The sequence below is a fragment of the Streptomyces sediminimaris genome, from assembly GCF_047049295.1.
GTDB classification, from domain to species: Bacteria; Actinomycetota; Actinomycetes; order Streptomycetales; family Streptomycetaceae; genus Streptomyces; species Streptomyces sediminimaris.
Genome location: NZ_JBJWOT010000001.1, coordinates 7,484,269 through 7,509,129, shown reverse-complemented (window position 1 = coordinate 7,509,129; position 24,861 = coordinate 7,484,269). Strand labels below are relative to the sequence as shown.

Below are 24,861 nucleotides of genomic sequence, written 5' to 3'. Positions count from 1 at the left end.
CCCGTGGACGTGCCGGGGCGGTGCGCGGTGACTCGCGCCGTCAGGTGGACTCGCGGACCACCAGCCGGCACGGCACCGTGTGCACGCCCGGCACCGGCTCGGCGTCGATGGCCTCCAGCAGCTTCAGGGCCGCTATCCGGCCGATCTCGGCCAGGTCCATGTCGATCGTGGTGAGCGGCGGGCGGCTGGCCAGCGCCATGGTGTCCCAGTTGTCGTAGCCGACGACGGCGATCTCGCCGGGGACGTCCCGGCCGCGCTCGCGCAGCGCGTCGGTCACACCGCGGGCGATCTGGTCATTGCCGCAGAAGAAGGCGTCGGTGTCGGGGGCCGTGCGCAGCACGGCGTCGGCGGCGCGGCGGCCCCATGCCTCGCTCCACTCGCCGAAGTGGACGCGCCCGGAGGCGGGTTCGGCTCCGGACCGCGCCAGCAGCTCGACGGCGTGGCGGGCCCGGTCGCGGGCGGCCGCGTGGTGTCCGGGGCCGGTGACGTGGGCGATCCGGGTGCGTCCCGTGGCCAGCAGGTGCTCGACGGCGAGGAGTGCGCCGCCCCGGTCGTCGGAGACCACCGAGGTGTCGGCCGGGTCGGTGGACGGGGACAGCGCGTAGACGATCGGTATGCCCTCGACGCCCTTCAGCGGCGGGCGCGGGTCGGTGCGGCGGCCGGTGACGATGATGCCGTCCACCCTGCGGTCCATGAGATTGCGCAGGTGGTGCTGCTCACGGATGGTGTCGCCCCGGGTGTCGCACAGCAGGACGGAGATCTTGCCCGCACCGAGCGCGTCCTCGGCGCCCAGCAGCACGGGCGTGCTGAAGCGGCCGATGCCGTCCGTGGTCATCAGGCCCACGGTCCAGCTGCGGCCGCCGTGCAGGCTCTGCGCGTGCTGGTTGGGCCGGAAGCCGAGCGTCCGGACGGCGTCCAGCACCCGCTGGCGGGTCTCCGGGCGCATCCGGCCGCTGCCGCTCAGGGCCTTCGAGGCGGTGCCCACGCTGACGCCGGCGAGGGCCGCGACGTCGGTGAGCCTGGCCCGGCCGCCGGAGGACGTTCGCGGAGCGGCTTCGGTCACGGGCAATCCTTTTCTCGCTGGTCGTGCCTGGTGGATGCGGCCCGGCCCATGGTGGCAGGCGGCCGGGTGGAGGACCAGCCCTTGAGCAACCTGAGAAAGCCAGTGCAGAGCCCTTGACCGCAATTCCCTGGCTGCACTCTACTCTTCGGCTAGGAAAACGATTGCTCACGGTTGCTCAACGGACGGCCCAGCCGTCGTCCATGTCTCCTCCGTCCACGCTTCTTCCGTCGTCCACGCTTCCTCCTCCGTCCACGCTTCCTCCGTTGTCCACGCTTCTGGCCGCCCGTCCTCCGGAGAACCATGCCCCGCACCCGCTCCACCCAGCCCGCCGCCCCGTCCCGCGCCACGCCGTCCCGCGCCACCCCGCCTTCCGGCGCCCCGTCCCCCGCGGGTCCGGTCCGTCCGGGACCCGGTGCCCGCGCCGCCCTGCGCCCGGCCGTCGCCGAGGTGGAGGACGGCTTCTGGCACACCCGGCGCGAGGTGAACGCGCGCACCTCCATCCCGCAGGGCCCCGGGTTGCTGGAGTCCGCGGGCAACCTGCACAACCTGCGGCTCGCGGCGCGCGCGGAGTCGGACACGGCCGCCGAGGGCACCTTCCAGGGCGCCTACCCGTTCATGGACTCGGACGTCTACAAGTGGCTGGAGGCCGCGGCCTGGCAACTCGCCCAGGGCCCCTCGGCGCGGCTGGCGGCCGACGTCGAGCGGATCATCGCTCTGGTCGCCGCCGCCCAGCGGCCGGACGGCTACCTCAACACCTGGTTCCAGCTGGTGCGCAGCGGCGAGCGCTACCAGGACCTGCGCTGGGGCCACGAGCTGTACTGCGCGGGCCACCTGATGCAGGCGGCCGTCGCCCACCACCGGGCCACCGGGCGTCGCGAACTCCTCGACGTGGCAAGGAAGTTCGCCGACCACATCGACTCCGTCTTCGGGCCGCCCGGCAGCGGCCGGCGGATCGACGGCATCGACGGCCACCCCGAGGTCGAGACCGCCCTGGTCGAGCTGTACCGGGAGACCGGCGAGCGCCGCTACCTCGACCTCGCCGGCTACTTCGTCGACCGGCACGGACACGGCCTGCTCGGCGGCGAGGCCTACTGCCAGGACCGCGTCCCGGTGCGCGAGGCGACCGACGTCGAGGGCCACGCCGTACGGCAGTTGTATCTGCTGGCCGCCGCCGCGGACCTCGCCACCGAGACGGGTGAGGAGGAACTGCGGGCCGCCGGAGAGCGGTTGTGGCGGGCCATGACCACCACCAAGACCCATCTCACCGGCGGTCTGGGAGCCCACCACGACCAGGAGGACTTCGGCGACCCGTACGAACTGCCCAACGAGCGCGCCTACTGCGAGACCTGCGCCGCCATCGCCTCCGTGCAGTGGAGCTGGCGCATGGCCCTGCTCACCGGCGAGGCCCGCTACGCCGACCTGATCGAACGCACCCTCTTCAACGGCTTCCTGGCCGGTGTCTCCCTGGACGGCGAGCGCTGGCTGTACGTCAATCCGCTCCAGGTCCGCGACGGCCACACCGACCACGGCGGCGACCAGTCGGCCCGCCGCACCCGCTGGTTCCGCTGCGCCTGCTGCCCGCCGAACGTGATGCGGCTGCTGGCCTCCCTGGAGCACTACCTCGCCACCGGCGACGACGACGGCCTGCAGATCCACCAGTACGTCACCGGGCGCTACACCTCCGGCCCGATCGCGGTGCGCGCCGATACGGACTACCCCTGGCACGGCACCATCGTCCTCACCGTCGAGGAGACCCCCACCGACCGCCCCTGGACCCTCTCGCTGCGCGTCCCGCAGTGGTGCCGCGCATTCCGGCTGCGCGCGGGCGAGTCGGCCCACGACCAGACCGACGCTCCGGTCGAGGCGGGCTGGCTGCGGCTGGAGCGGACCTGGACGCCGGGCGAACGGATCGTGCTGGAACTGGACCTGGAGCCGCGGCTCACGGCGGCCGATCCGCGCGTGGACGCGGTGCGCGGCTGTGTGGCGATCGAGCGCGGGCCGCTCGTGTACTGCCTGGAGCAGGTCGACCAGCCCGGCGGCGGACTGGACGACGTCGTCCTGGACACCACCCGCCCACTCGCCGTCAAGCACCGCCCGGACCTGCTCGGCGGGGTCACCACGGTCGTCGCGGCCGGGCGGCGGCGCGACCTGCCCGGGGCGGGCTGGTGGCCGTACCGGCCGGCCGGCGACGGCTCCCCCGCGGCCGGCGAGCCGGTCGAGCTCACCGCGATCCCCTACTACGCCTGGGCCAACCGGCAGGACGGCGCCATGCGCGTCTGGCTGCCCGTCTCCTGACACCCCCTCACTTCGCCCTACGACAACGAGGTCACCCCGTGATACCCACCCGCCGCACTCTCCTGGCCGCACTCGCCGCCGTCGGCACGCTCGCCTCCCTCACCGCGTGCGGAGGCGGCTCCGACTCCTCGGGCTCCTCCTCCGGCGCGTCCTCGGGCACGTACACCTTCTGGGACCCCTATCCGCAGTTCGACGCCTCCTCGGCCTGGGGCCGGCTGGTGACCTCCTGCGGCACGAAGGCCGGGGTGAAGCTCAAGCGCACCGCCTACGACACCACCGACCTGGGCAACAAGGCGCTGCTGGCCGCGCAGCAGGGCAACGCGCCCGATGTGATGCTGGTGGACAACCCGGTGGTCTCCACGCTGGTGGAGGCGGGAATCCTCAACAAGACCGGCGATCTCGGTCTGGACACGAAGTCGATCCAGAAGAACATCATCGGCGCGGGCACCATCGACGGCGCGTCGTACGGGGTGCCGATCGGCGCCAACACCCTCGCCCTCTACTACAACAAGAAGGTCCTGTCCGCCGCGCACGTCGACCCGGCCTCGGTCCGGGACTGGAACTCGCTCACGGCGGCCCTGCGCAAGGTCAGGGCGGCGGGCAAGAAGGGCATCACCTTCTCGGCCATCAACACCGAGGAGGGCAGTTTCCAGTTCCTGCCCTGGTTCTGGGGCGCGGGCGGCGATCTGACGAAGCTCGACAGCGCCGAGGGAGTCGCGGCCCTGTCGCTGTGGCAGCAGTGGGTCAAGGACGGCTACGCGCCCAAGGACGTCCTGCAGAACACGCAGACCACCGCCTGGCAGGAGTTCGCCACCGGCGACTACGCGTTCGGCGAGAACGGCACCTGGCAGCTGGGCAACGCCGACAAGGCCGGCTTCGGCTACGGCGTCATCAACATCCCCGGGCGCAGGGGCGGTTCGGCTCCGGTGCCGACGGGCGGCGAGTTCGTGACCGTGCCCGTGCAGAAGGACACCGCGCGCTACGACGTCAGCAAGAAGATCGTCACGTGTCTGACCAGCGACACGAATCTGCTGCCCACCGACACGACCCTGATGTACGTCGCCCCCACGGCCGCCGTGCAGGCCGAGCAGGTGCGGCAGAACCCGAGGCTCAAGCCCTGGGTGGACGCGGTGGCCTCGGCGCGTGGCCGCACCAGCGGTGGTCTGGGCACCAGGTACCCGACCATCTCACAGCCGATGTGGACGGCCGTGCAGGCCGCGCTGTCGGGCAGCAAGACTCCCCAGGAGGCCCTGAAGACGGCCCAGTCGAGCGCACGGAAGGGCTAGGACCGGCCATGACCACCGCCCGGGTCGACCGTCCGCGGCGAGCTCCGGCGGCCGCGCCGGCGAGCGGCGGCGACACCCCGGCCCCGCGCCGCCGTCACCGGCGCGGGGCCAGGCTGACCGCGCTCGCCTTCGTGACCCCCCTGCTGGCCTATCTCGCCGCCTTCTACCTCTATCCGCTCTACCGCAACCTCGACCTCAGCCTGCGCGACTACACCGTCCGCTCCTTCGTGGCCGGGAACGCGCCGTTCACCGGCTGGGACAACTTCCGCAGAGTCCTCGACGATCCGACGTTCGGCCCGGCGATGCGGCACACGATGGTCTTCACCTTCGTGTCGATCGCCTTCCAGTACGCCATCGGGCTGGCCCTCGCGGTCTTCTTCAACCGCCGCTTCAGGCTGTCGACCGTACTGCGGGCACTGTTCCTGATCCCGTGGCTGCTGCCGCTGATCGTGTCGGCGTCCACCTGGTCGTGGATGTTCAACAGCGAGTCGGGAGTGGTGAACTACTTCCTGCACCTCCTCGGTGCCGACCCGGTCGGCTGGCTGACCTCGCCGGACTGGGCGCTGACATCGGTGATCGTGGCCAACATCTGGATCGGCATCCCGTTCAACCTGGTCATCCTGCACAGCGGCCTGCAGAACATCCCGGCCGAGCTGTACGAGGCGGCTGCCCTGGACGGGGCGAGCGCCTGGCAGCAGTTCCGCCGCATCACCTTCCCGCTGCTGCGCCCGGTGTCGGCGATCACCCTGCTGCTCGGCCTGGTCTACACCCTCAAGGTCTTCGACCTGATCTGGATCATGACCAAGGGCGGTCCCGGGGACGCCTCGTCCACCCTGGCGACCTGGTCCTACCAGCTCGGCTTCGGCACGCTGCTGCCCAGGTTCGGCCCGGGGGCCGCCGTCGGCAACATCCTCATCCTGATCGCGCTCGTCTTCGGGCTGGCGTACATCCGCGTCCAGAGGAGGCAGGAGACGTGAAGTCCCGTACGCGCGCACGCCGTCACACGGTCATCGGGATCGTCCTCACCGCGCTGATGCTGTTCCCGGTGTACTGGATGCTGAACGTCTCCCTCACCCCGCAGCAGGACATGCGCAAGGACCCGCCGGACCTGTTCCCGCTGCACCCCACCTTCGAGGGCTACCGGGCCGTCCTGGACGACCAGTTGCCCTACCTCGGCACCAGCCTGCTCATCGGCCTGGGCACGGTCGCCCTCACGCTCGTCCTGGCAGCCCCGGCCGGCTACTCCCTGGCCAAGCTGCGCCCGAGGGGCGGCGGCGCGCTCGGTCTGGCGCTGCTGATCGCGCAGATGATCCCGGGAATCGTCATGGCGATGGGCTTCTACGGCATCTTCCTGGACCTCGGGCTGCTCAACTCCTGGTGGGGCCTGATCGTCGCGGACTCCACCATCGCCGTGCCCTTCGGCGTGATGATCTTCTCGGCGTTCATGTCGGGCATCCCCGGCGAGCTCGTCGCCGCCGCCCGCATCGACGGTGCGGGCACCTTCCGCGCCTTCTGGTCGGTCGTGCTGCCGGTGAGCCGCAACGCCGTGGTCACCGTCTCGCTCTTCAGCTTCCTGTGGGCCTGGTCCGACTTCGTCTTCGCCAACACCCTCGACGGCGGCGGCGACCTGAGGCCGATCACCCTCGGCATCTACAAGTACATCGGCAACAACAACCAGGAGTGGAACGCGATCATGGCCACCGCCGTGGTCGCGTCCGTCCCGGCCGCGGTGCTGCTCGTGCTCGCACAGCGGTATGTGGCGGCCGGGGTCACGGCAGGCGCCGTCAAGGACTAGGGCCGAAGCAGGCACCAGGCGGTCCGCCGCCGTACGTCCGCAGCGCCGTGACGGCCGGTCGTCGCGCAGTTCCCCGCGCCCCGGTGGGGGCGCTTCCCCCAACCACCTCCGTAAGGACCCCCCATGAGCCGGACAAGACCCCTGACACCCGCACGCCTGACCGTCGTTCTCAGCGCTGTCGGCCTCACTGCCGCGCTTGCCGTCCTGCCCGCGCAGGCCGCCCCCACCGCCGCGACCACACTGGTCGTGCACGCGGACCGGACGCTCCGCCCCGTCACCCATGTGGCGACCGGCAGCCTCTACGGCCTCGCCGACGCGAGCACCCCGGCCGACAGCCTGGTCGCCCCGCTCAAGCCGAACACCTTCGTGCAGATGGCCCCGGGCGGCTCCCAGCTGCCCAACGGCGAGCCCGAGCCGGCCGGTGACGCCCTCGTGGTGGCGCCCGAGGCGGCCCGGGCGGGCGCCGGGGTGGTCGTCCGGATGCCGGACTGGTATCCCGACTTCCCCTACAAGTGGGCCGGTTGGAGCGACTGGCTGTCCGCGGTGGACACGCAGGTCGCCTCCGTGCGGTCCTCGGGCGCTTCGAACATCGCCGCCTACGAGCTGTGGAACGAGCCCGACTGGACGTGGGACACCGCCCACGCCGGCGCCTTCGACGCGGGATGGACGCGCACGTACGAGGAGGTGCGGGCCAAGGACAGCAAGACGCCGATCCAAGGCCCCAGTCACTCCGTGTGGAACCGGTCCTGGATGAGCACGTTCCTCACCGACGCCAAGGCCGCCGGCACCGTCCCGGACATCGTCTCCTGGCACGAGCTTCAGGGCAGCAAGGACATCGCCGCGCACGTCTCGGCGTACCGTGCGCTGGAGAGGAGCCTCGGGATCAGCCCGCGTCCGATCGCCATCGAGGAGTACGGCACCCCGAGCGAGGTCGGCGTGCCCGGATCGCTGGTCGGCTACGTCGCCAAGTTCGAGCGGGCGGGCGTGCACGACGCCGAGCTGGCCTTCTGGAACCACTACGGCACCCTCGGCGACACCCTGACCGACACCGGCGGCTCACCGAACGGCTCGTACTGGCTCTACCGGTGGTACGGCGACATGTCCGGGAACATGCTGGTCACCACTCCCCCGGCGCAGACGGGCATCGACGGCGCGGCCTCGCTGACCGGTGACGGCAGGCGGCTCAGCGTGATCTTCGGCGGTGGTGCCGGCTCGAGCGCCGTACAGGTCGAGGGACTCGCGTCACTCCCGGCGTTCGGCTCGACCGTGCACGTGAAGCTGGAGTACACCCCGTCCAAGGGCCGTACGACCGCGGTGTCCGGGCCGGTCACCATCTCGGAGGCCGACTACGCCGTCTCCGGCGGCTCGGTCACCGTGCCGGTGGCGACGAACGCCTCCGACGGCTACCACCTGGTGATCACCCCGAGCGGCTCGTCGGCCCCGCTGACGGGAACCTACCGGATCACCAACAAGAACAGCGGGCTGGCACTGGACACCCGGGGAGCGGGGACGGCGCAGGGCACGGCGGTCGTGCAGGCGACGCCGGGCACCGGCACGAGCCAGTCGTGGACGCTGACTCCGGCCGGCTCGGGCCTCTACAAGATCACGAACCGGGCCGGCGGGCTGCTGCTCGGCATCGACGGCATGAGCACGGCGGACGGCGGCACGGCCCTGGTCTGGGGCGACAACGGCACCGCCGACCACCTCTGGCAGCTCATCCCGTCGGGCGACGGCTACTACAAGATCGCCAACTACAACAGCGGACTGCTGCTCGGGGTGGACGGCATGAGCACCTCCGCCGGTGCCCGGGTCCTGCAGTGGGACGACAACGGCACGGCCGACCATCTCTGGAGGCTGACTCCGTGACGGCGGGGTGACACCGGGGCCCCGGGCCCGCCCTCCGGGCGGCTCGGGGCCGGTCGGCTCCACGCCGCGACCACCACCGGCATCGCGCGAGCGGCCGCCCGGCCCGGGGCCGAGGACGACTGTGTCCTCGCCCGCGGAGCGGCGGGGGCCTCCCTCCGGCCCGCACCCGCCCCGTCCCTGCCCTCACCCTCGCTCTCACACTCGACTGTCGCCGAGCGGGGCCCCTGACACGTCCCTCACGCCAGGGCCTTTCGCGCCGCTGTGAGGGCCTGTTCGGCGTAGCCGCGGCCGAACAGCACGGCGTGCACCAGCAGCGGGAAGAGCTGATGCAGCGCGATCCGGTCCGCCCAGCCGTCCGCGAGCGGGGCCGTCTGCCGGTAGCCGTCGAGGATCCCGTCCAGGTGCGGGCAGCCGAACAGGTGGAGCATCGCGAGGTCGGTCTCCCGGTGTCCGCCGTGTGCGGCCGGGTCGATCAGCCAGACGTGCCCGTCGGCGCCCCACAGCACGTTGCCGTTCCACAGGTCGCCGTGCAGCCGGGCGGGCGGCTCGGCCGGGCCGGCCAGTCCGGGCAGCCGCTCGCAGACCCGCTCGAACACGGCCGTTTCGGCCGGGCGGATCGTGCCCCGGTCGACCGCGGCCCGCAGGTACGGCAGCACGCGGTGCTCGGCGTACCAGACGGGCCAGTCGGTGCCGGGGACGTTGCGCATGGGGGCGAGTCCGATGTACGCCTCGACGGGGCCGCCGGGCGGTGCCGCCCCGAAGGCTGCAGCGCCCGCGGCGTGCAGCGCGGCCAGCGCGCGGCCGAACTCCCGTGCCGCCCCGGCCGACGGCCGCCCCCGCGGGACCGCGTCGCTCACCAGCCAACGCGCGTCATGGCCGTGCACACTGGGGACACGGACGGCGCCGGCCCCGGCCAGCCAGCGCAGCCCCGCCGCCTCGGCCCGTGCCGCCCCGGGCTCGTCGCCGCGCTTGACCATCACCGACCGCCCGCCGTCGAGGCCCACTTCGGCGAGCGTCCGGGACAACCGGCGCTCGCCGCGCACCGCGCGGCCGGTGATCCGGGCGGCGGCCGCGGCCGGCCCGTCAGCGTCGCCGTGGTCGTCGCCGTGGTGCTCGGCGTGACCGGCGCCGGAGTTGTCGCCGGGAAGGGAGCCGTCGGAGGGAAAGCCGCTGTGCACGGGCACCAGCCTAGGGCCACCCGGGCAACCGACCACGGTCTGCCGGTGCGCTCCCGGTCGCCGCCGCAGAACTCGCCCGTGCCCGCGCCGTCCGAGTCCGTACCCTCGGTCCCTAGTCCGTACCCTCGCCGTCCTCGTGCCCTTCGGCGCCCTCGTCGTCCTCGTCGTCCCGGTCGTCCTCGCTGTCGTCGTGCGCGGCGTACGGATGCACGTACCGCTCGTCGCCGAAGGGCACGAACCAGTCCCGGACGTGGCCCTTGGCTGCGCCGTCCGCGGCCGGAGCGTAGAGCCACTCGTGGTCCATGTCCTCGCCCACGCCGTCGGCGAAGACCTGCAACGCCGTCTCGACCTCGTCGGTCAGCAGCTCATAGAGGTCGGCCGTCGCCTCCGCCTGGCCGACGAGGAACTTCAGCAGCAGTTCCTCGGCCACACAGCTCAGCCCCCCGAAGTGCGGCTGGGTGAGGCGGCCGGTCAGGGCGACGGCCGTGACCGTCAGCCGCCGGGCGAACAGGACGGAGTACTGCTGGGCGAACTGCCGGGGCAGTTCGTCGAGGATCATGAACGGCGCGTCGGTGTCCGCGACAGTGGGCCCTTCTTCCTCCAGACCCGCCAGGTCCGTGAAGAGTTCGTCGACCAGGAGGTCGATGGCGTAGACGACGGCGCCGGCCGCGATCTCCGCCGCCTCGCGGCTGACGATCCGTTTCTCCTCGTCGTCGTAGTGGCCGAAGGACGAGAGCGGGAAGGCCTGCAGTCCGGGCGCGAGGGAGCGGAGCTTGCGCCGCATGTCCGCGACGTCGGTGTCGTCCCGGCGGCCGGAGTCGGCGGCGGACCTTCCCGCCGCGTGCCGGCGCGCGCGTTCGGCGGGGTCGGCCGGCGGTGCGTCGGGCCCGTCGGCCGCGTCGAGGCTCTCCTGGAGCACCTCGGGGGCGAGCTCGACACCGCAGCGGATGATCTCCCAGGCGGCGAGCGGTTCGGTGCGCTCCAGCAGCTCCGCGACGACCTCGCGTGCGGCGTCCTCGGCGAATTCCAGGGCCGGGGCGTCGACGTAGAGCTTGAGCCCGGCCCCTCGGGAATGGACGGTGATGACGTCGTCCACCAGGTCGACCTCCATCCCGTCGGGCCCCTCGATCGCCGCGATCGAGTCGAGGCCCTTGCGCAGCAGGAAGACCACGCCCTCCCGCTGGAGGACGTCGAGCTCCGGGGCCCCTCGGGGAAGCTCCACATCCACAGTCACCGCGTATGTCACACGATCATGGTGCCTGAGGGCGGACGCCTCAGGGGAGGGAACCGGCAGGAACCCGCCCTTCGGGGCGGAAGCGCGGAACCCGCCGTGATTCCCCTCGGGGCAGGCGCCGGGGCACCGTCCTGAAAGGCTCCAGCACACTCCTTTGCATGACCATGCGAGATGATGCATACTCTTCCTATGTCCAAGGTCCTCACCTCCCTTCCCGCCGGCGAGCGCGTCGGCATCGCCTTCTCGGGCGGCCTCGACACGTCCGTCGCGGTCGCGTGGATGCGCGACAAGGGCGCCGTCCCGTGCACCTACACCGCCGACATCGGCCAGTACGACGAGCCCGACATCGCCTCGGTGCCCGGCCGTGCGCACACCTACGGCGCCGAGATCGCGCGCCTGGTCGACTGCCGGGCGGCGCTGGTCGAGGAGGGCCTGGCCGCGCTCACCTGCGGCGCGTTCCACATCCGCTCGGGCGGGCGGGCGTACTTCAACACCACGCCCCTCGGCCGGGCCGTGACCGGCACCCTGCTGGTACGGGCGATGCTCGAGGACGACGTGCAGATCTGGGGCGACGGCTCGACGTTCAAGGGCAACGACATCGAGCGGTTCTACCGCTACGGGCTGCTCGCCAACCCGCACCTGCGGATCTACAAGCCCTGGCTGGACGCGGACTTCGTGACCGAGCTCGGCGGCCGCAAGGAGATGTCGGAGTGGCTGGTCGCCCACGGCCTGCCCTACCGCGACAGCACGGAGAAGGCGTACTCCACCGACGCCAACATCTGGGGCGCCACCCACGAGGCCAAGACGCTGGAGCACCTGGACACCGGCGTCGAGACCGTGGAGCCCATCATGGGCGTGCGGTTCTGGGACCCGGAGACCGACATCGCCGCGGAGGACGTGACGATCGGCTTCGACCAGGGCCGCCCGGTGACGGTCAACGGCAAGGAGTTCGCCTCCGCGGTCGATCTGGTCATGGAGGCCAACGCCATCGGCGGCCGGCACGGCCTGGGCATGTCCGACCAGATCGAGAACCGCATCATCGAGGCCAAGAGCCGCGGCATCTACGAGGCCCCGGGCATGGCCCTGCTGCACGCCGCCTACGAGCGCCTCGTCAACGCGATCCACAACGAGGACACCCTCGCCCAGTACCACAACGAGGGACGGCGGCTGGGCCGGCTGATGTACGAGGGCCGCTGGCTGGACCCGCAGGCGCTGATGATCCGCGAGTCGCTGCAGCGCTGGGTCGGCGCGGCCGTCACGGGCGAGGTGACGCTGCGGCTGCGGCGGGGTGAGGACTACTCGATCCTCGACACCACGGGCCCGGCGTTCAGCTACCACCCGGACAAGCTGTCGATGGAGCGCACCGAGGACTCCGCGTTCAGCCCGGTGGACCGGATCGGCCAGCTCACCATGCGCAACCTGGACATCGCCGACTCCCGCGCCAAGCTGGAGCAGTACGTCGGACTCGGCCTGATCGGCACCGGCAGCCCCACCGTCGGCGCATCCCAGGCGGCCGCGACCGGGCTGATCCGCACCATGCCGGCGCTGCCGGAGGGCGGTGCCGAGGCCATCGCCTCCCGCGGCGAGGTCTCCGAGGAGGACGCGCTGCTGGACCGGGCGGCGATGGAGTCCGGCACGGACTGACCCCGCAACCGGAGACGCGTGAGCGGAAGAGGCCGGCTCGACGGCCCCCGGGTCGTCGAGCCAGCCTCTCGCGTCGTCGAGCCGGCCTCTCGCGTCGTCCGCAGCGCTCGCGCGTCACCCTCAGCGCTCGGCCGCCGTGTGCAGCGCCCTCAGCACGTCGTCGTCCGTGAGCTGCTCGAACTCCTCGTAGAAGGCGCCCACGGCCATGAAGTCGGACGGCCGGTGCGGGCAGAGCACCTCGTCGGCCTCGGCCCGCAGGCGGTCCGCCGTCTGCGGTGAGCCGACCGGTACGGCCAGAACGAGGCGGCCGGGCCGCCGGCGCCGCACGAATCGCAGGGCGGCGCGGGCCGTCGAGCCGGTGGCGAGCCCGTCGTCCACGACGATCACCGTCCGGCCCCTGACCTCGGGTGCGGGGCGCCCCTCCCGGTAGAGCCGTTCCCGGCGGCGGAGCTCCTCCCGTTCCCGCTCGACCACGGGAGCGAGTTCGGCGTCACCGAGGCCCAGCTGGTCCAGGGACCGCTGGTCATAGAGCGGCTCGTCGTCGCCGACGATCGCGCCGACGCCGAGTTCCTCCTCGTACGGGACACCGATCTTCCGTACGACCAGGACGTCGAGCGGGGCTCCGAGCGCCGACGCCACTTCCCGGGCCACGGTGACGCCACCGCGCGGGAGGGCGAGGACGAGGGGATCGGGCAGCATGCCCTTCTCCTGCTCGATCCGCAGCCGCGCGGCCAGTTCGCGCCCGGCCTGCTCACGGTCATGGAACTGCATCCGGATCGCCGCCCCTTTCCCGCTCTTCCCGTTCTTCCCGTTCTTTCTGCTCTTCCCGTTCTTCCTGCTCTTCCTGCTCTTTCTGGTATTGCCGTTCTTTCCCGTTCGTCTGCTCCGCGGCACTCTTCTCGGCCCGCTCGGGCAGGTACCCCTACGAAGTGAAGTACCTCTGCAGAAGATTTCAAGACTTCGCGGAGATGAACGATGCCGGCGGGCGCCGGGTGAGGGTCCTCGCCCGTGACCAGGTCACCGATGCCGAGCGGGTCGGCCGGGGCCGCCACGGGCGGCGGCGTCCATGGCCGAAACCCGTGCCCGGCGGGAGTGCGCGGCGGGGCTCCGCGGTTCACGGGCGGCCGGCCTGGACAGAGATCAACCTCGGCGGGCGTGCGGGCGGACGGTTCACCCGGCGGAACGGATGGTCCTGTTCCGCGGCCCGGGATCACGGTCCGCCGCAGGAGGGGACCGCACGGAGCGGCGGCGTCCGGGTATGGCCGGATTCAGCAGCGCATCGTGTGCGGGGTGACATTGTTCGATCGCTGGGCGCTTCTACCAGTGTCGAGCATTTTCGACGGCATTCGGGAGGGATGCGTGTGCGGCATTCGGCAGGGGTGCGTGTGCGCGATTCGGCAGGGGTCCGTGATTCCGGAGGGGTGTGCGTGCTGAGGCGCAAGACGTTGCGGCTTCCCCGGCATCCGGCCTCGGTCGGTGTGGCCCGCTACCGGGTGCGGCAGCATCTGGCCGACTGGGGGCACTCCACGGGGGAGGAGATCACGGAGCGGGTCGTCCTGCTGGCCTCGGAGCTGGCGGCGAACGTCGTACGGCACGGGCCGATCATGGAGCGCGAGTTCGCGATGGCGGTGACGGCGCGGGCCGACGGCTCCTGCTTCATAGCGGTATCCGACGAGAGCCCCGCCAACCCGGTCCTGCACGCGACGCCCACCGGGGAGGACGAGCGCGGGAGGGGCCTGCACCTCGTCGACCAACTGGCGCAGGACTGGGGCGTGCGGCACCTGGGGCGGCACGGCAAGACGGTGTGGGCGGTGGTGCGTCACCCGCGTTCGGCGGTGCCGTCGGCTCAGTCGCCGCAGAAGCGACGGTGCAGATAGGGAACCCCTCGGCCGTTCGCGGTGAGCGACCACACCTGATCAGCCGGCCCCCGTGCCAACAGGCGCAGTCGCTGCCGCACGGCGCCGCCCCGGGGCGGCGGTCGTCCGACCTCTGACCGGGGGCGGCCGTCCGGCGTCTGACCGGCAACGGTCGTCCGGCCTCCGACCGGCGGTGCCCCGCGGTCGGGCGCTACCGGTTCAGCTGCGGGTACAGCGCCGCCAGATCCCCGGCCAGTCCCGCCTTCACCTGGCGCGACACGTCGTCGGCCAGCACCTCGTGGGCTCCGGCCTCGAGGCCGTCGAGGGCGAGCGCGGCGACGGCGCGGGGCTCGGACTTGGGGGCGTCGACCCGGGTGGTCAGGTCGGTGTCCACGTAGCCGACGTGCAGACCGGTGACCGCGATGCCGCGCGGCTGCAGCTCCAGGCGCAGGGAGTTGGTCTGCTGCCACAGGGCCGCCTTCGAGGCGCTGTAGGAACCGGCGTTGCCCAGCCAGGACAGCACCGAGTGGACGTTGAGGACGTGGCCGCCGCCGTTGCGCTCGATGACGGGGGCGAAGGCACGCGTGACCAGCAGCGGCCCGTAGAAGTTGATGTCGAACTCGCGGCGCACGTCCTCCACGGGGGTGTCGAGGAAGGGCCCGCCGACCGATGCTCCGGCGTTGTTGATCAGCACGGTGACGTCCTGCGCCCGCTCGGCGGCGGCGGTCACCGAGGCCGGGTCGGTGACCTCCAGCGCCAGCGGAACGGCGTCGGGGTGGGTCACCGTCCGCGGGTCGCGCGCGGTGGCGTACACCTTGCCCGCGCCGCGCGCGTACAGCTCTTCCACCAGCGCCTTGCCGATGCCCCGGCTGCCGCCGGTGACGAGGACGACGGCGCCCTTGACAGTGGTCATGACAGACTCCTCCACACACGGGAAACCGATCGGTTTCACCCTCATGGTAAACCGATCGGTTTCCTGCGTTCAAGGCGTCTTCGTCCGTCCCGTCGTCAGCCGCCGCCCGATCGGCCGGCCGCCGCGGCCCGCTCGCCGAGCCTCCTGAGGGCCGTCTCGCTCCAGCGGAGGTTGGCCCGTTCGTAGGCGATCCCGCCCTGCAGGGTGAGGTACGGGCCGATGCGCTCGGCGCCGGCGAGGTACTCCTCCTCGCTGCGTCCGCCGAGCATGCGTTCCTGCATGCGCAGGTAGCGGGCGAGTTTGGCGGTCGCGCGCTCGTGGCGCTCGGCGACCGCGGCCCGTACGGCGTCGAACTCCTCGCCCTGCACGATGTCGACGCACTGCACCTTGACCATCAGCTCGTCCCGCATGGCCGGGGGCCGGTCCGGAGCCCTGCCGACGTAGTCGCGCAGGACCTCGAGGCCGGCCTCGGTGAGCGAGAAGAGCCGTTTGTTGGGCCGGCGTTCCTGCTGCACGACCCGGGCGGAGACCAGCCCCTCCCGCTCCATCCGCTCCAGCTCCCGGTAGAGCTGCTGGGGCGTGGCCATCCAGAAGTTGGCCACCGAGGCCTCGAAGCCCTTCGCGAGGTCGTATCCGGACGCCTCGCCCTCCAGAAGCGCGGCCATCACCGCGTTGCGCAGAGCCATTGACCCAACGTATCAGCGCGTTGATTAATCAACAGATCGACTACGACGGTTCACGAGGACGTCCCGGCGAGCGTGCCCACCGGGAGCAGCGCGGGCCTCTTGGCCTGTCGTCCGTCGCCGGACGAGCGGCCGCGGACCCGGCGCACGAGCCAGGGGCCCAGGAAGGTGCCCGCCCAGCGCAGTTCGGCACCGAGGGCCCGCAGACCCGTCCGCGCCGCCGGGTCCGGAGGCAGCGGCCGGGTCCAGCCGTCGTCGCTGCCCGGCACCTCAAGGGCATGGGCGACCGCGGCCGCGATACGGGCGTGACCGCTCGGGCCGGCGTGCAGCCGGTCCGCGCTCCACAGCCGGCGGTCGGTCACCGCCGGGTACGGCGCCGAGTCGGCCACCACGACGCCGTGCCGCGAAGCCGCTTGGCGGATACGGGCGTTGAGCGCGAGCACGCGCGGCGCGAGCGGCCTGGCCAGCGGGGCGATCCGGCCGATGTCGGGGAAGGTGAGTGTCGCCACGCGGGCGCCCTGTCCGGTGAGCGCGGCGAACATGGCCTCCAGGTGGCCGGCCACCTCGTCCGGGTCGAACCGGGGCCGCAGCACGTCGTTGACCCCGGCGACGACCGTGGCCAGGTCGGGCCGCAACTCCAGCGCGGGCGCCAGCTGTTCGGCGCGCACCTGCCCGGCGAGCCGGCCCCGCACGGCGAGGTTCGCGTACAGCAGCCCCGGGCTGTCCTGGGCGAGCCGCTCGGCGAGCCGGTCCGCCCACCCCCGCAGGCCCCGCTCCTCGTCGCCGTCGCCGAGCCCCTCCGTCTGGCTGTCGCCCAGGGCGACATAGCGCAGATATCCACCGCCGGCCATGGACCGACCGCTTTCCGACGTCATCGTCACCCCTGCCGTCGCGGGCCAGCTGCCCTACGCGTCACCTATTCACATTGTTGACTATACATCGCGGTGACCCCTACGGCACCGGACCGGGGCCGGCGCCTGCGCCGGGTCAGTTACGGCACCGGGCGGGGGCCGGCGTCTGCGCCGGGTCAGTGGACGGACAGCCCTCCGTCGACGAAGACGGCCTGACCCGTGACATAGCCGGAGGAGCGGCTCGCCAGGAACACGGCGGCGCCCGCGAAGTCCTCGGCCAGTCCGTTGCGGCCGACCATCGTGCGGGCGGCCAGATCCGCCACCTTCCCGGGGTCGGAGGACAGCCGCGCGTTGAGCGGTGTCAGCACGAAGCCGGGCACGAGTGTGTTGCAGGTGACGCCGTACGGCGACCATGCCTCGGCCTGCGAGCGGGCCAGCGACTCCAGCGCCCCCTTGGACACCCCGTAGGCCCCGCTCTGCACGAACGCCCGGTGCGCCTGTTGGGAGGTGACGTGGATGATCCGCCCGAAGCCGCGCCCGGCCATGCCGGGTCCGAACCGCTGTCCCAGCAGGAAGGGCGCTTCCAGGTTCACCGCCATCGTGGCGTCCCAGACGTCCTCGCCCAACTCGCCCATCGGCGGACGCAGGTTGACGCCGGCGCTGTTGACGAGGATGTCCGGCTCCCCGAAGACCTCCACCGCCCGCTCCGCCGCCCCGCGCACACCCTCGCGACTGCCCAGGTCCCCGCCCACCCAGGCCGCCTCGCAGCCGTCGGCGGTCAACTCCCCGACGGTTTCGGCCAGTTGTCTCTCCCCACGGGCCACCACCACGACGCGCGCCCCGGCGCGCGCGAGGGCGCCCGCGATGGCGCGGCCGATGCCGGAACTTCCGCCGGTCACCAGGGCGACCCGCCCGTCCAGCGAGAACAACCGGGAGAGATACGTCTGCGAGGTCATGCCGGCACCCTAGACGGGCCGGCCGGGCCGGCCCGGTGGCGGGACGCGCGCGCGGGGCTGTCAGGTGGCGGTGTAGCCGAGTTGGCGCCTCATGTACGGGGTCATGAGCGTCCTGGCCTTGGCCAGCACGGACGTACGGCCGCCGAGGACCGCGCTCTCGCCGCCCGGCACGGGCAGCAGGGTCAGCCCGTCCGCCGAGCCGAACGGCACGATGAGCGGGGCTCGGTGCGTCGCCCGGTAGCGGCGCAGCTGTTTGCGGTGCCTGCCCGAACTGGTCAGATGGGCGCGGATGTTCCAGGCGGCGAGATCCGCCTGGGCGAGCGCGACGGGGGTGATCTTGAGTTCCGCGGCGTCGTTGACGTCCCCGACGGCGAACACGTCCGGCCGCCCCTCGACCCGCAGTGTGCGGTCGACCTTGACGTGCCCGGTCTCGTTCAGCCAGGCGCCGTGTCCGCCGAGCCGCAGCCAGAGGGTGTTGGGCGTGGTGCCGGTGGCCCAGAAGGACAGGTCCGCCTCGATGACGTTGCCCCGCCTGTCGCGGTAGGTGCCGAACTCGTGGCCGGGCGACATGAACGAGTCCAGCCGTACGTCGACGTCGTGGGACTCCAGCCAGTCCAGCGCCCTGCGGCCGGCCCGCTCGACGCCCGTCCCGTGCAGCAGCGCCGGGCCCGCGTGCGCCAGGGTGACCCGGGCGTCGGGCCGGGCGAGCCGTATCTCCGCGGCCAGTTCGACGCCGGAGGGGCCCCCGCCGACGACGAGGATGTGTCCGGCCGTGGCGATCTTCTGCTGGTGCCCGGCGAAGGCCTTCACCGCCTCGTCGGTGGTGGCGCCGGTGAAGCGGGCCGGCTCCGGGTAGTCGGCACCGCTCGCGATCACCACCACGTCGTACGGCAGCCGCTCCCCGGTCGCCAGCACGACCCGGCGCTCGGCGGTGTCGACGCGGACCGCCTTGCCCACGAGCACACGGCCGTTGTGCAGCAGCCGGTCGTAGGGGATGAAGGGTGTCACCGACCACTCGGGGCGCACGCCCGCGCGCAGCGACGCGATGCGGTGGAAGAAGACCTCCTTGCGGTCCACCAGCGTCACCCGCGCGACCGGGTCCAGCCGCCGGGCCAGCCGGACACCCGCGTAGCCACCGCCGATCACCACTACGTCGCCGTCGTGCACCTCGGGTCTCCTGTGCCTGCGGGGGGGGAACGACACGAGGTGTGCTCACTCGGCCGCCGGACTGTGCCGCCGAGCGTAGCGCCTGAAACAAGAGTTCACCTGGAGGTGTGTGCGCATTCTGTGAAGCATGGGCCACGGGGTCGGCGCGCGGCACGCTCCGTGCGCGACAGACCCTAGTCCGGCAGCCGTTCCAACGTCGCCGCGATGCCCGCCTGCCCCACCGCGTCGATGAGGGCCTGCCCCGTCACCGAGACCGGTTCGCGGGCCGGGAGGACCAGGCCGATGCGTTCCGTGCGGACCGGGCGGACCAGGGGGACGGCGTGCATGCCGGCGGGGACGCCGAACACGTGCAGCCAGGCATGCGGCACGATGCTGGCCCATTGCCCGGACCTGACCTGGGCGAACAGGGAGGCGATGGAGTCGGTCTCCACCCGCGGGGTCACCGAGACGCCTACCGCTTCGAACGCGGACTCCAGGACCTGGCGTCCCTGCATGCCGGGATGCAGCAGGCAGAGGGGGTACCGGGCCGCGTCCTGCCAGGAGATCTCGGCGGGGCGGTCCTCGTGGCCGGAACGCCGGATCAGCAGGACGTAGCGCTCCCGGTACAGCGGGACGAACCTGAAGCCGGTGTCCACGACGGTGCTGTGGTACGTGACGGCGGCGTCGAGTTCGTAGCTCCTGAGCCGGTCGACGATGTCCACGGACTGCAGGTCCGCGAAGACCTGGACCGTGGCCAGCGGGTTGGCGGCGCAGAACGGCTGGGTCAGCAGCGCGACCGCCGTGGCCGCGGTCGGCACGGTCCCGATGCGCAGCCGGCCGCTGAGCCCGGAGCGCAGCGCCTGGATCTCGTCCCGCATCGCGTCGCGGTCGGCGAGGATGCGCTGCGCCCACAGCACGACGCGCTCGCCCTCGGGGGTGAAGCCCTCGAACCTGCGGCCCCGCTGGACGAGGGGGACGCCGAGTTCCTCCTCCAGTTTCCGGATGCCCTCGGACAGGGCCGGCTGGGAGACGTAGCAGGACTGCGCCGCCTTCGCGAAGTGACGGGCGCGGGCCAGGGCGACGAGGTACTCGAGTTGGCGGAGCAGCACCCTCCAATGATCCACCGCGGCGGCCGGTCCGGCACCGGTGTCGTCGCTCACGCAGCAGTCATCGGTACCGCTTGTCGGACGATCGGAACTTCCGCTTTGACCTGGCCCGACGCGTCGGCGAAGAGTGTGCCGCGGCGAACGGCGAGCCGGGCGGCCCGGCACGGAGGCGGCCCGGCGCGGAGAGGACGTGGTACTCGATGCGGGACTTCGACGAACCGGACGAGGGCGAACTGTCGGTCTCGGCCCCCAGGACGTGGGCCACCGGCGCGCCCGCGATCGGTCACGCCCTGGCCTACGCGCTGGGCCAGACCTCGCCGAAGCGGACCGCGCTGACCCTGCTCAACGCCAACCAGGCGAAGGGCTTCGACTGCCCCGGCTGCGCCTGGCCCGACCCCGCTCCGGATCGCCGGCACCGCAACGAGTACTGCGAGAACGGCGCGAAGCACATCAGTGACGAGGCCACCTCCCGCCAGGTGACCGCGGAGTTCTTCCGGCGGCACTCGGTGGACGAGCTGAGCCGCAGGTCGGACCACTGGCTCAACCAGCAGGGCCGGCTGACCGAGCCGATGGTGCTGCGCGAGGGCGCGACCCACTACGAGCCGATCGGCTGGGACCAGGCCCTGGACCTGCTCGCCGGTGAACTGCGCGCCCTGGACCACCCGGACCAGGCCCTGTTCTACACCTCCGGACGGCTGGCCAACGAACCCGCCTTCCTGCTCCAGCTGTTCGCGCGCGCCTTCGGCACCAACAACCTGCCGGACTGCTCCAACCTGTGCCACGAGTCGAGTGGTTCGGCCCTCGGCGAGACCCTGGGCGTCGGCAAGGGCAGCGTCGGCCTCGACGACCTGTACGAGGCCGACCTGGTCTTCGTCGTCGGGCAGAACCCCGGCACCAACCATCCGCGCATGCTGTCCGCGCTGGAGGAGACCAAGCGCCGCGGCGGGCAGGTCGTCGCCGTCAACCCGCTGCCCGAGGCGGGGCTGCTGCGCTTCAAGCACCCGCAGAAGGCGCGCGGCGTCATCGGCCGCGGCACGGAGATCGCCGATCAGTTCCTGCAGATCCGACCCGGTGGCGACCTCGCCCTGTTCCAGGCCCTGAACCTGCTGCTGCTGGAGTCCGAGGACAAGGAGCCGGGCACCGTCCTGGACCGGGAGTTCATCGAGGCGCACACCACCGGCTACGACGCCTTCGCCGAGCGGCTGCGCGCCACGACCTCCTGGGACGCGGTCCTGCGGGCCACCGGACTGAGCCGTGCGGAGATCGAACGGGTGCACGAACGCGTGCTGAACAGCCGCGGCGTCATCGTCTGCTGGGCGATGGGCCTGACCCAGCACAAGCACGGCGTGCCGACCATCCGCGAGGTCGTCAACTTCCTTCTGCTGCGCGGCAACATCGGACGTCCGGGCGCGGGCGTGTGCCCGGTCCGCGGGCACAGCAACGTCCAGGGTGACCGCACCATGGGCATCTGGGAGCGCATGCCGCAGGCGTTCCTGGACCGGCTCGGCGAGGAGTTCGGCTTCACCGCGCCGATCCGCCACGGCCTGGACGCGGTCGACTCCATCCGGGCCATGCGCGACGGCCGGGCCCGGCTCTTCGTCGGCGTCGCCGGCAATTTCGTGCGGGCCACGCCCGACAGCGACGCCACCGAGCGCGCTCTGCGCAACTGCCGCCTGACCGCGCACATCTCGACCAAACTCAACCGCTCGCACACGGTGTGCGGGCGCACCGCGCTGATCCTGCCCACGCTCGGCCGCAGCGACCGGGACGTCCAGGCGGGTGGCGAGCAGTTCATGACGGTCGAGGACTCCATGAGCGAGGTGCACGCCACGCGCGGCCGTCTCGCGCCCGCCTCGGAGCACCTGTTGAGCGAGGTCTCCATCATCACCCGCCTCGCCCGCCGGGTCCTGGGCCGTGAACCGGACATCCCCTGGGCGGAGTTCGAGGCCGACTACGACCTGATCCGCGACCGCATCGCCCACGTCGTCGAGGGTTTCGAGGAGTTCAACGAGCGGATACGGCGTCCGGGCGGCTTCCGGCTGCCCAACCCGGTCAACGAGCGGGTGTTCCGCACCCCGGGCGGCAGGGCCGTCTTCACCGTCAACGACTTCACGATGCTCGAGACGCCCGCGGGCCACCTCGTGCTGCAGACGCTGCGCTCGCACGACCAGTGGAACACCGTCCCGTACGCGATGGACGACCGATACCGCGGCATCAAGGGCGGCCGGCGTGTCGTCCTGGTCAACCCGGCCGACCTCGACGGCCTCGGTCTCACGGACGGCGGGCTCGTCGACCTGGTCAGCGTCTGGTCCGACGGTTCCGAGCGCCGCGCGGAGGGCTTCCGCCTGGTCGGCTACCCCACTCCCCCGGGCTCGGCCGCCGCGTACTACCCGGAGACCAACGTCCTCGTCCCGCTCGACAGCGTCGCCGACATCAGCAACACCCCGACGTCGAAGGCCGTCATCGTGCGCCTGGAGCGGGCGGCGGAGCGGACCACGGCCTGACGCGAGCGGACGGGCGGGCGCGGACCGGCGCGAGCGGACCGGCGGGCACGGACCGGCGGGCACGGACCGGCGGGCACGGACCGGCGGGCACGGACCGGCGGGCACGGACCGGCGGGCACGGACCGGCGGGCACGGACCGGCGGGCACGGACCGGCGGGCACGGACCGGCGGGCACGGACCGGCGGGCACGGACCGGCGGGCACGGTCCGCCGGTCTCCGGCTCCAGCTCCGGCTCGGGCTCCGGCTCCGGCTCGCGGACCGGGCCGTCGTCCGTCAGGAGTCGAGGTCGTCGGCGTAGTGCCGGTAGCCGTGGCGGGTCCGGTGCATGTCCCACAGGGTGTCCGCGAGCACGGCCGGGTCCTTCCGGGGGTGTCCGGGGACGATCGCTCCGGGGATGACCAGCTGCGCGACGTGGATGCCCTCGCCGGCGAGCGCGTCGTGCAGCAGATGCCCGTAGGCGCTCTCGGCGGCGAAGGCGATGGAGGTGCCGGCCCGGTCGGGGTGCGGGACGGCGGCGGTGCCGCCGTTGACGAACAGGACGGTGCCGCGGCCCAGGGCGCGCATGCCGGGCAGCACCTGCCGCACGGCGGCGACCGGGCCGTAGACGGAGAACTCGACCGGTCCGACGAGGTCGTTGTGCGTGGTCTCCAGCACCGGCAGCATGAACTCCGGCTGCGGGACGGGGCTGTACTGCAGGACCTCGATCGGGCCGAGCTTCGCCTGCGCCGTGTCGAGTGCGGCGGCCAGGGCCTCAGGATCGCGTACGTCGGCGGCGAAGCCACGGGCGGTGACGCCCGCGTCGGCCAGGTCCGCGGCGAGGGCCCCGGTCCGTTCCCGGCTGCGGGAGACGAGTGCCACGTCGAATCCCTCACGGCCGAAGCGGCGGGCGACGGCGGCACCGAGGCCCGGTCCGGCTCCGATGACGGCGATGGTGGTCATGGTGGCTCTTCCTTCGTCCGGGCGGTCACTGATTCGGGCCGGGCCGGGGGCGCCCGGGGCCCACCCGTCCAGCACACCACTCGCGGCACCGGCCCGCTCCCCCGCCACGCCATCCGGCACCGGCACCGGCACCAACTCCGATGCCTATGCCTATGCCGTCAACAGCGGTCCCCGTCAGCCATTCGGCCGACACGCCCGCCCCGCGGCGCCCCCTAGGCTGCGCCGGGTGACGTCGATGACGTCCGGCCGACAGCCTTACGGGGCGGGCCAGTTCACCCCGGCGAAACCGAAGGATCAGCGAACGTGCCGTCGAACAACAGTCGTCTCATGCTTGCCTCCGTGGCCCTTGCCGTAGCGGCCTCCGGCCTGACCACGGCGGGACCCGCCATGGCGGTGACGCGGCGGGCGGCCCCGGGACCCACCGCCTCGCCGCGGCCGCGGCCGCCCGCCGCACCCAGCCACTACCTGGACGAACCCGCCGGTCCCCTCCGGGCCGACGGCGAGCGGCACGAGTTCACGGTCACGTACCGCGACGACACGGCCGGGGACCAGACGGTCGCCCCGCAGCTTCTGGTGGTGTCGCCGGACGGGGGCCCCTACCTCACGCCGTCGGACGTCATGCTGGAGCGCCGCACGGCGGACGGCTGCTGGGAACCCGTCCGGGTCGGCACCCGGACCGGCACCCTCTACACCGGCCTCCCCGGCGCCCGGCGCACCCTGCACCCGGGCGAGCGGCTCACCGAGATCTACCGCCTCACCGTCCTCGAACCGCAGGCCGAGGGCACGGTGCGGCCGAGGGTGGCCTTCTACGACTGACTTCCCCCACGTCCCCCCGCGTCCGCGCCCCGCGGTGACGGGCCGCAGCGGAAGGTCCGGCACGGCACGTGAGAGGACGCCACGGGACACGAGAGGACGCGAGGGGACGCCACGGGACACGAGGGGGCACGAGGGTACGCGCTCGCTGCACGTTCTACGGCCGACCGCCGAACCGCCAGTCGTGTACCTCGACCTGCGCGTACCGGTCCGCGGTCAGTACGGTGCGCGCCGTGTGCGCGTCCGGCGCCCGCAGCAGCGCCGCCGTGCCGAGCCAGGTGACGCCGTCGTCCGACAACAGGGGCCCGTAGGCGATCAGTTCGTCCGTGTCGCGCGGTACCGCGGGACCGGTGCCCGCTCCCGGGCCGAGCCCGAGCACGAGGTACCGGTTGCCGCCCTCGCGGCCGCCGGGGAAGTCCCACATGGTGCGCCCCAGGAGGTTGTGCCACCGGCGCAGCAGCACGTCGCGGTAGACGCCGGCCTGGTAATTGGGCTCGTCGAAGGCGAACGCGCGGGCGGCGGCGGGGCCGGGCAGATCGAGGATGTGCACGCTGCCGCTGAGGGTGCCGCCGTCGGTGAAGGTCGGGCCCCGGGCGATCATCTCCGCCGCGTACTGGTCCATGTAGGCCCAGTGGTCCGCCAGCAGTTCCTCGCGCAGCGGCAGTGATCCGGCCCGGTCACGGTGGTAGCAGAAGTACTCCATGACCACGGACCTTCCCCGACGAAGGGCGGC

General features: G+C 72.5%; 21 protein-coding genes. 9 read left to right on the top strand and 12 right to left on the bottom strand.

All coding sequences use genetic code 11. From position 1 onward, the window contains the following. Positions 1-40: 40 nt before the first annotated feature. On the bottom strand, positions 41-1,063 hold the full coding sequence (locus ACJ9NR_RS34375) for a LacI family DNA-binding transcriptional regulator (protein ID WP_412490764.1): 1,023 nt from the start codon (positions 1,061-1,063) through the stop codon (positions 41-43). A gap of 300 nt (positions 1,064-1,363) precedes the next feature. Between ACJ9NR_RS34375 and ACJ9NR_RS34370 the strand changes: the two genes are divergently transcribed. The 5 genes from ACJ9NR_RS34370 to ACJ9NR_RS34350 all read left to right on the top strand — a co-directional run bounded on the left by ACJ9NR_RS34370 (position 1,364) and on the right by ACJ9NR_RS34350 (position 8,305). Further along, on the top strand, positions 1,364-3,358 hold the full coding sequence (locus ACJ9NR_RS34370) for a glycoside hydrolase family 127 protein (protein ID WP_412490765.1): 1,995 nt from the start codon (positions 1,364-1,366) through the stop codon (positions 3,356-3,358). Positions 3,359-3,396: 38 nt separating this feature from the next. After that, complete coding sequence (locus tag ACJ9NR_RS34365) at positions 3,397-4,644, top strand: sugar ABC transporter substrate-binding protein (protein ID WP_412490766.1); 1,248 nt, start codon at positions 3,397-3,399, stop codon at positions 4,642-4,644. An 8-nt stretch (positions 4,645-4,652) separates the two neighbouring features. Beyond that, on the top strand, positions 4,653-5,621 hold the full coding sequence (locus tag ACJ9NR_RS34360; RefSeq protein ID WP_412490767.1) for a carbohydrate ABC transporter permease: 969 nt from the start codon (positions 4,653-4,655) through the stop codon (positions 5,619-5,621). Then, positions 5,618-6,439: a carbohydrate ABC transporter permease gene (locus tag ACJ9NR_RS34355; RefSeq protein WP_412490768.1), complete on the top strand. Its 822-nt coding sequence runs from the start codon at positions 5,618-5,620 to the stop codon at positions 6,437-6,439. The genes ACJ9NR_RS34360 and ACJ9NR_RS34355 overlap by 4 nt, the downstream gene beginning before the upstream one ends. 123 nt (positions 6,440-6,562) lie before the next feature. Then, the gene (locus ACJ9NR_RS34350) at positions 6,563-8,305 is read left to right on the top strand and encodes an RICIN domain-containing protein (protein WP_412490769.1); all 1,743 of its coding nucleotides are present in this window, start codon (positions 6,563-6,565) and stop codon (positions 8,303-8,305) included. A 236-nt stretch (positions 8,306-8,541) separates the two neighbouring features. Here the strand turns inward: ACJ9NR_RS34350 and ACJ9NR_RS34345 are convergent, their stop codons facing one another. Together ACJ9NR_RS34345 and ACJ9NR_RS34340 are read right to left on the bottom strand one after the other, a co-directional pair. Then, positions 8,542-9,363, bottom strand: coding sequence for a fructosamine kinase family protein (locus ACJ9NR_RS34345; protein WP_412491832.1), 822 nt, complete (start codon positions 9,361-9,363; stop codon positions 8,542-8,544). Between the two features lie 232 nt (positions 9,364-9,595). After that, complete coding sequence (locus ACJ9NR_RS34340; RefSeq protein ID WP_412490770.1) at positions 9,596-10,729, bottom strand: hypothetical protein; 1,134 nt, start codon at positions 10,727-10,729, stop codon at positions 9,596-9,598. Positions 10,730-10,906: 177 nt separating this feature from the next. Between ACJ9NR_RS34340 and argG the strand changes: the two genes are divergently transcribed. Beyond that, the gene (argG, locus tag ACJ9NR_RS34335; protein ID WP_412490771.1) at positions 10,907-12,361 is read left to right on the top strand and encodes an argininosuccinate synthase; all 1,455 of its coding nucleotides are present in this window, start codon (positions 10,907-10,909) and stop codon (positions 12,359-12,361) included. Between the two features lie 120 nt (positions 12,362-12,481). Here the strand turns inward: argG and ACJ9NR_RS34330 are convergent, their stop codons facing one another. Further along, positions 12,482-13,132, bottom strand: a complete 651-nt coding sequence (locus ACJ9NR_RS34330; RefSeq protein ID WP_412490772.1) for a phosphoribosyltransferase — start codon at positions 13,130-13,132, stop codon at positions 12,482-12,484. A 656-nt stretch (positions 13,133-13,788) separates the two neighbouring features. Between ACJ9NR_RS34330 and ACJ9NR_RS34325 the strand changes: the two genes are divergently transcribed. Continuing rightward, complete coding sequence (locus ACJ9NR_RS34325) at positions 13,789-14,238, top strand: ATP-binding protein (protein ID WP_412490773.1); 450 nt, start codon at positions 13,789-13,791, stop codon at positions 14,236-14,238. Between the two features lie 190 nt (positions 14,239-14,428). Here ACJ9NR_RS34325 and ACJ9NR_RS34320 read toward each other — a convergent pair whose 3' ends face one another. The 6 genes from ACJ9NR_RS34320 to ACJ9NR_RS34295 form a co-directional block, all read right to left on the bottom strand. Then, on the bottom strand, positions 14,429-15,130 hold the full coding sequence (locus tag ACJ9NR_RS34320) for an SDR family oxidoreductase (RefSeq protein ID WP_412490774.1): 702 nt from the start codon (positions 15,128-15,130) through the stop codon (positions 14,429-14,431). Between the two features lie 95 nt (positions 15,131-15,225). Continuing rightward, positions 15,226-15,816: a PadR family transcriptional regulator gene (locus ACJ9NR_RS34315; RefSeq protein WP_412490775.1), complete on the bottom strand. Its 591-nt coding sequence runs from the start codon at positions 15,814-15,816 to the stop codon at positions 15,226-15,228. Between the two features lie 50 nt (positions 15,817-15,866). After that, on the bottom strand, positions 15,867-16,664 hold the full coding sequence (locus ACJ9NR_RS34310) for an SGNH/GDSL hydrolase family protein (protein WP_412490776.1): 798 nt from the start codon (positions 16,662-16,664) through the stop codon (positions 15,867-15,869). A gap of 176 nt (positions 16,665-16,840) precedes the next feature. Further along, entirely contained in the window at positions 16,841-17,620 is a 780-nt protein-coding gene (locus ACJ9NR_RS34305; protein WP_412490777.1) for an SDR family NAD(P)-dependent oxidoreductase, read from the bottom strand. Between the two features lie 60 nt (positions 17,621-17,680). Next, positions 17,681-18,787, bottom strand: a complete 1,107-nt coding sequence (locus ACJ9NR_RS34300; RefSeq protein ID WP_412490778.1) for an NAD(P)/FAD-dependent oxidoreductase — start codon at positions 18,785-18,787, stop codon at positions 17,681-17,683. A gap of 173 nt (positions 18,788-18,960) precedes the next feature. Next, on the bottom strand, positions 18,961-19,875 hold the full coding sequence (locus ACJ9NR_RS34295; RefSeq protein ID WP_412491833.1) for a LysR family transcriptional regulator: 915 nt from the start codon (positions 19,873-19,875) through the stop codon (positions 18,961-18,963). A gap of 197 nt (positions 19,876-20,072) precedes the next feature. On the opposite strand from ACJ9NR_RS34295, the gene ACJ9NR_RS34290 reads away from it, so the two are divergent. After that, complete coding sequence (locus ACJ9NR_RS34290) at positions 20,073-22,376, top strand: FdhF/YdeP family oxidoreductase (RefSeq protein ID WP_412490779.1); 2,304 nt, start codon at positions 20,073-20,075, stop codon at positions 22,374-22,376. Positions 22,377-22,649: 273 nt separating this feature from the next. On the opposite strand, the gene ACJ9NR_RS34285 is transcribed toward ACJ9NR_RS34290, so the two are convergent. Continuing rightward, positions 22,650-23,315: an SDR family NAD(P)-dependent oxidoreductase gene (locus tag ACJ9NR_RS34285; protein WP_412490780.1), complete on the bottom strand. Its 666-nt coding sequence runs from the start codon at positions 23,313-23,315 to the stop codon at positions 22,650-22,652. 339 nt (positions 23,316-23,654) lie between these two features. On the opposite strand from ACJ9NR_RS34285, the gene ACJ9NR_RS34280 reads away from it, so the two are divergent. Further along, positions 23,655-24,131, top strand: a complete 477-nt coding sequence (locus ACJ9NR_RS34280; RefSeq protein ID WP_412490781.1) for a signal peptide protein — start codon at positions 23,655-23,657, stop codon at positions 24,129-24,131. Positions 24,132-24,285: 154 nt separating this feature from the next. On the opposite strand, the gene ACJ9NR_RS34275 is transcribed toward ACJ9NR_RS34280, so the two are convergent. Further along, positions 24,286-24,831, bottom strand: coding sequence for a YciI family protein (locus ACJ9NR_RS34275; RefSeq protein WP_412490782.1), 546 nt, complete (start codon positions 24,829-24,831; stop codon positions 24,286-24,288). Positions 24,832-24,861 lie beyond the last annotated feature (30 nt).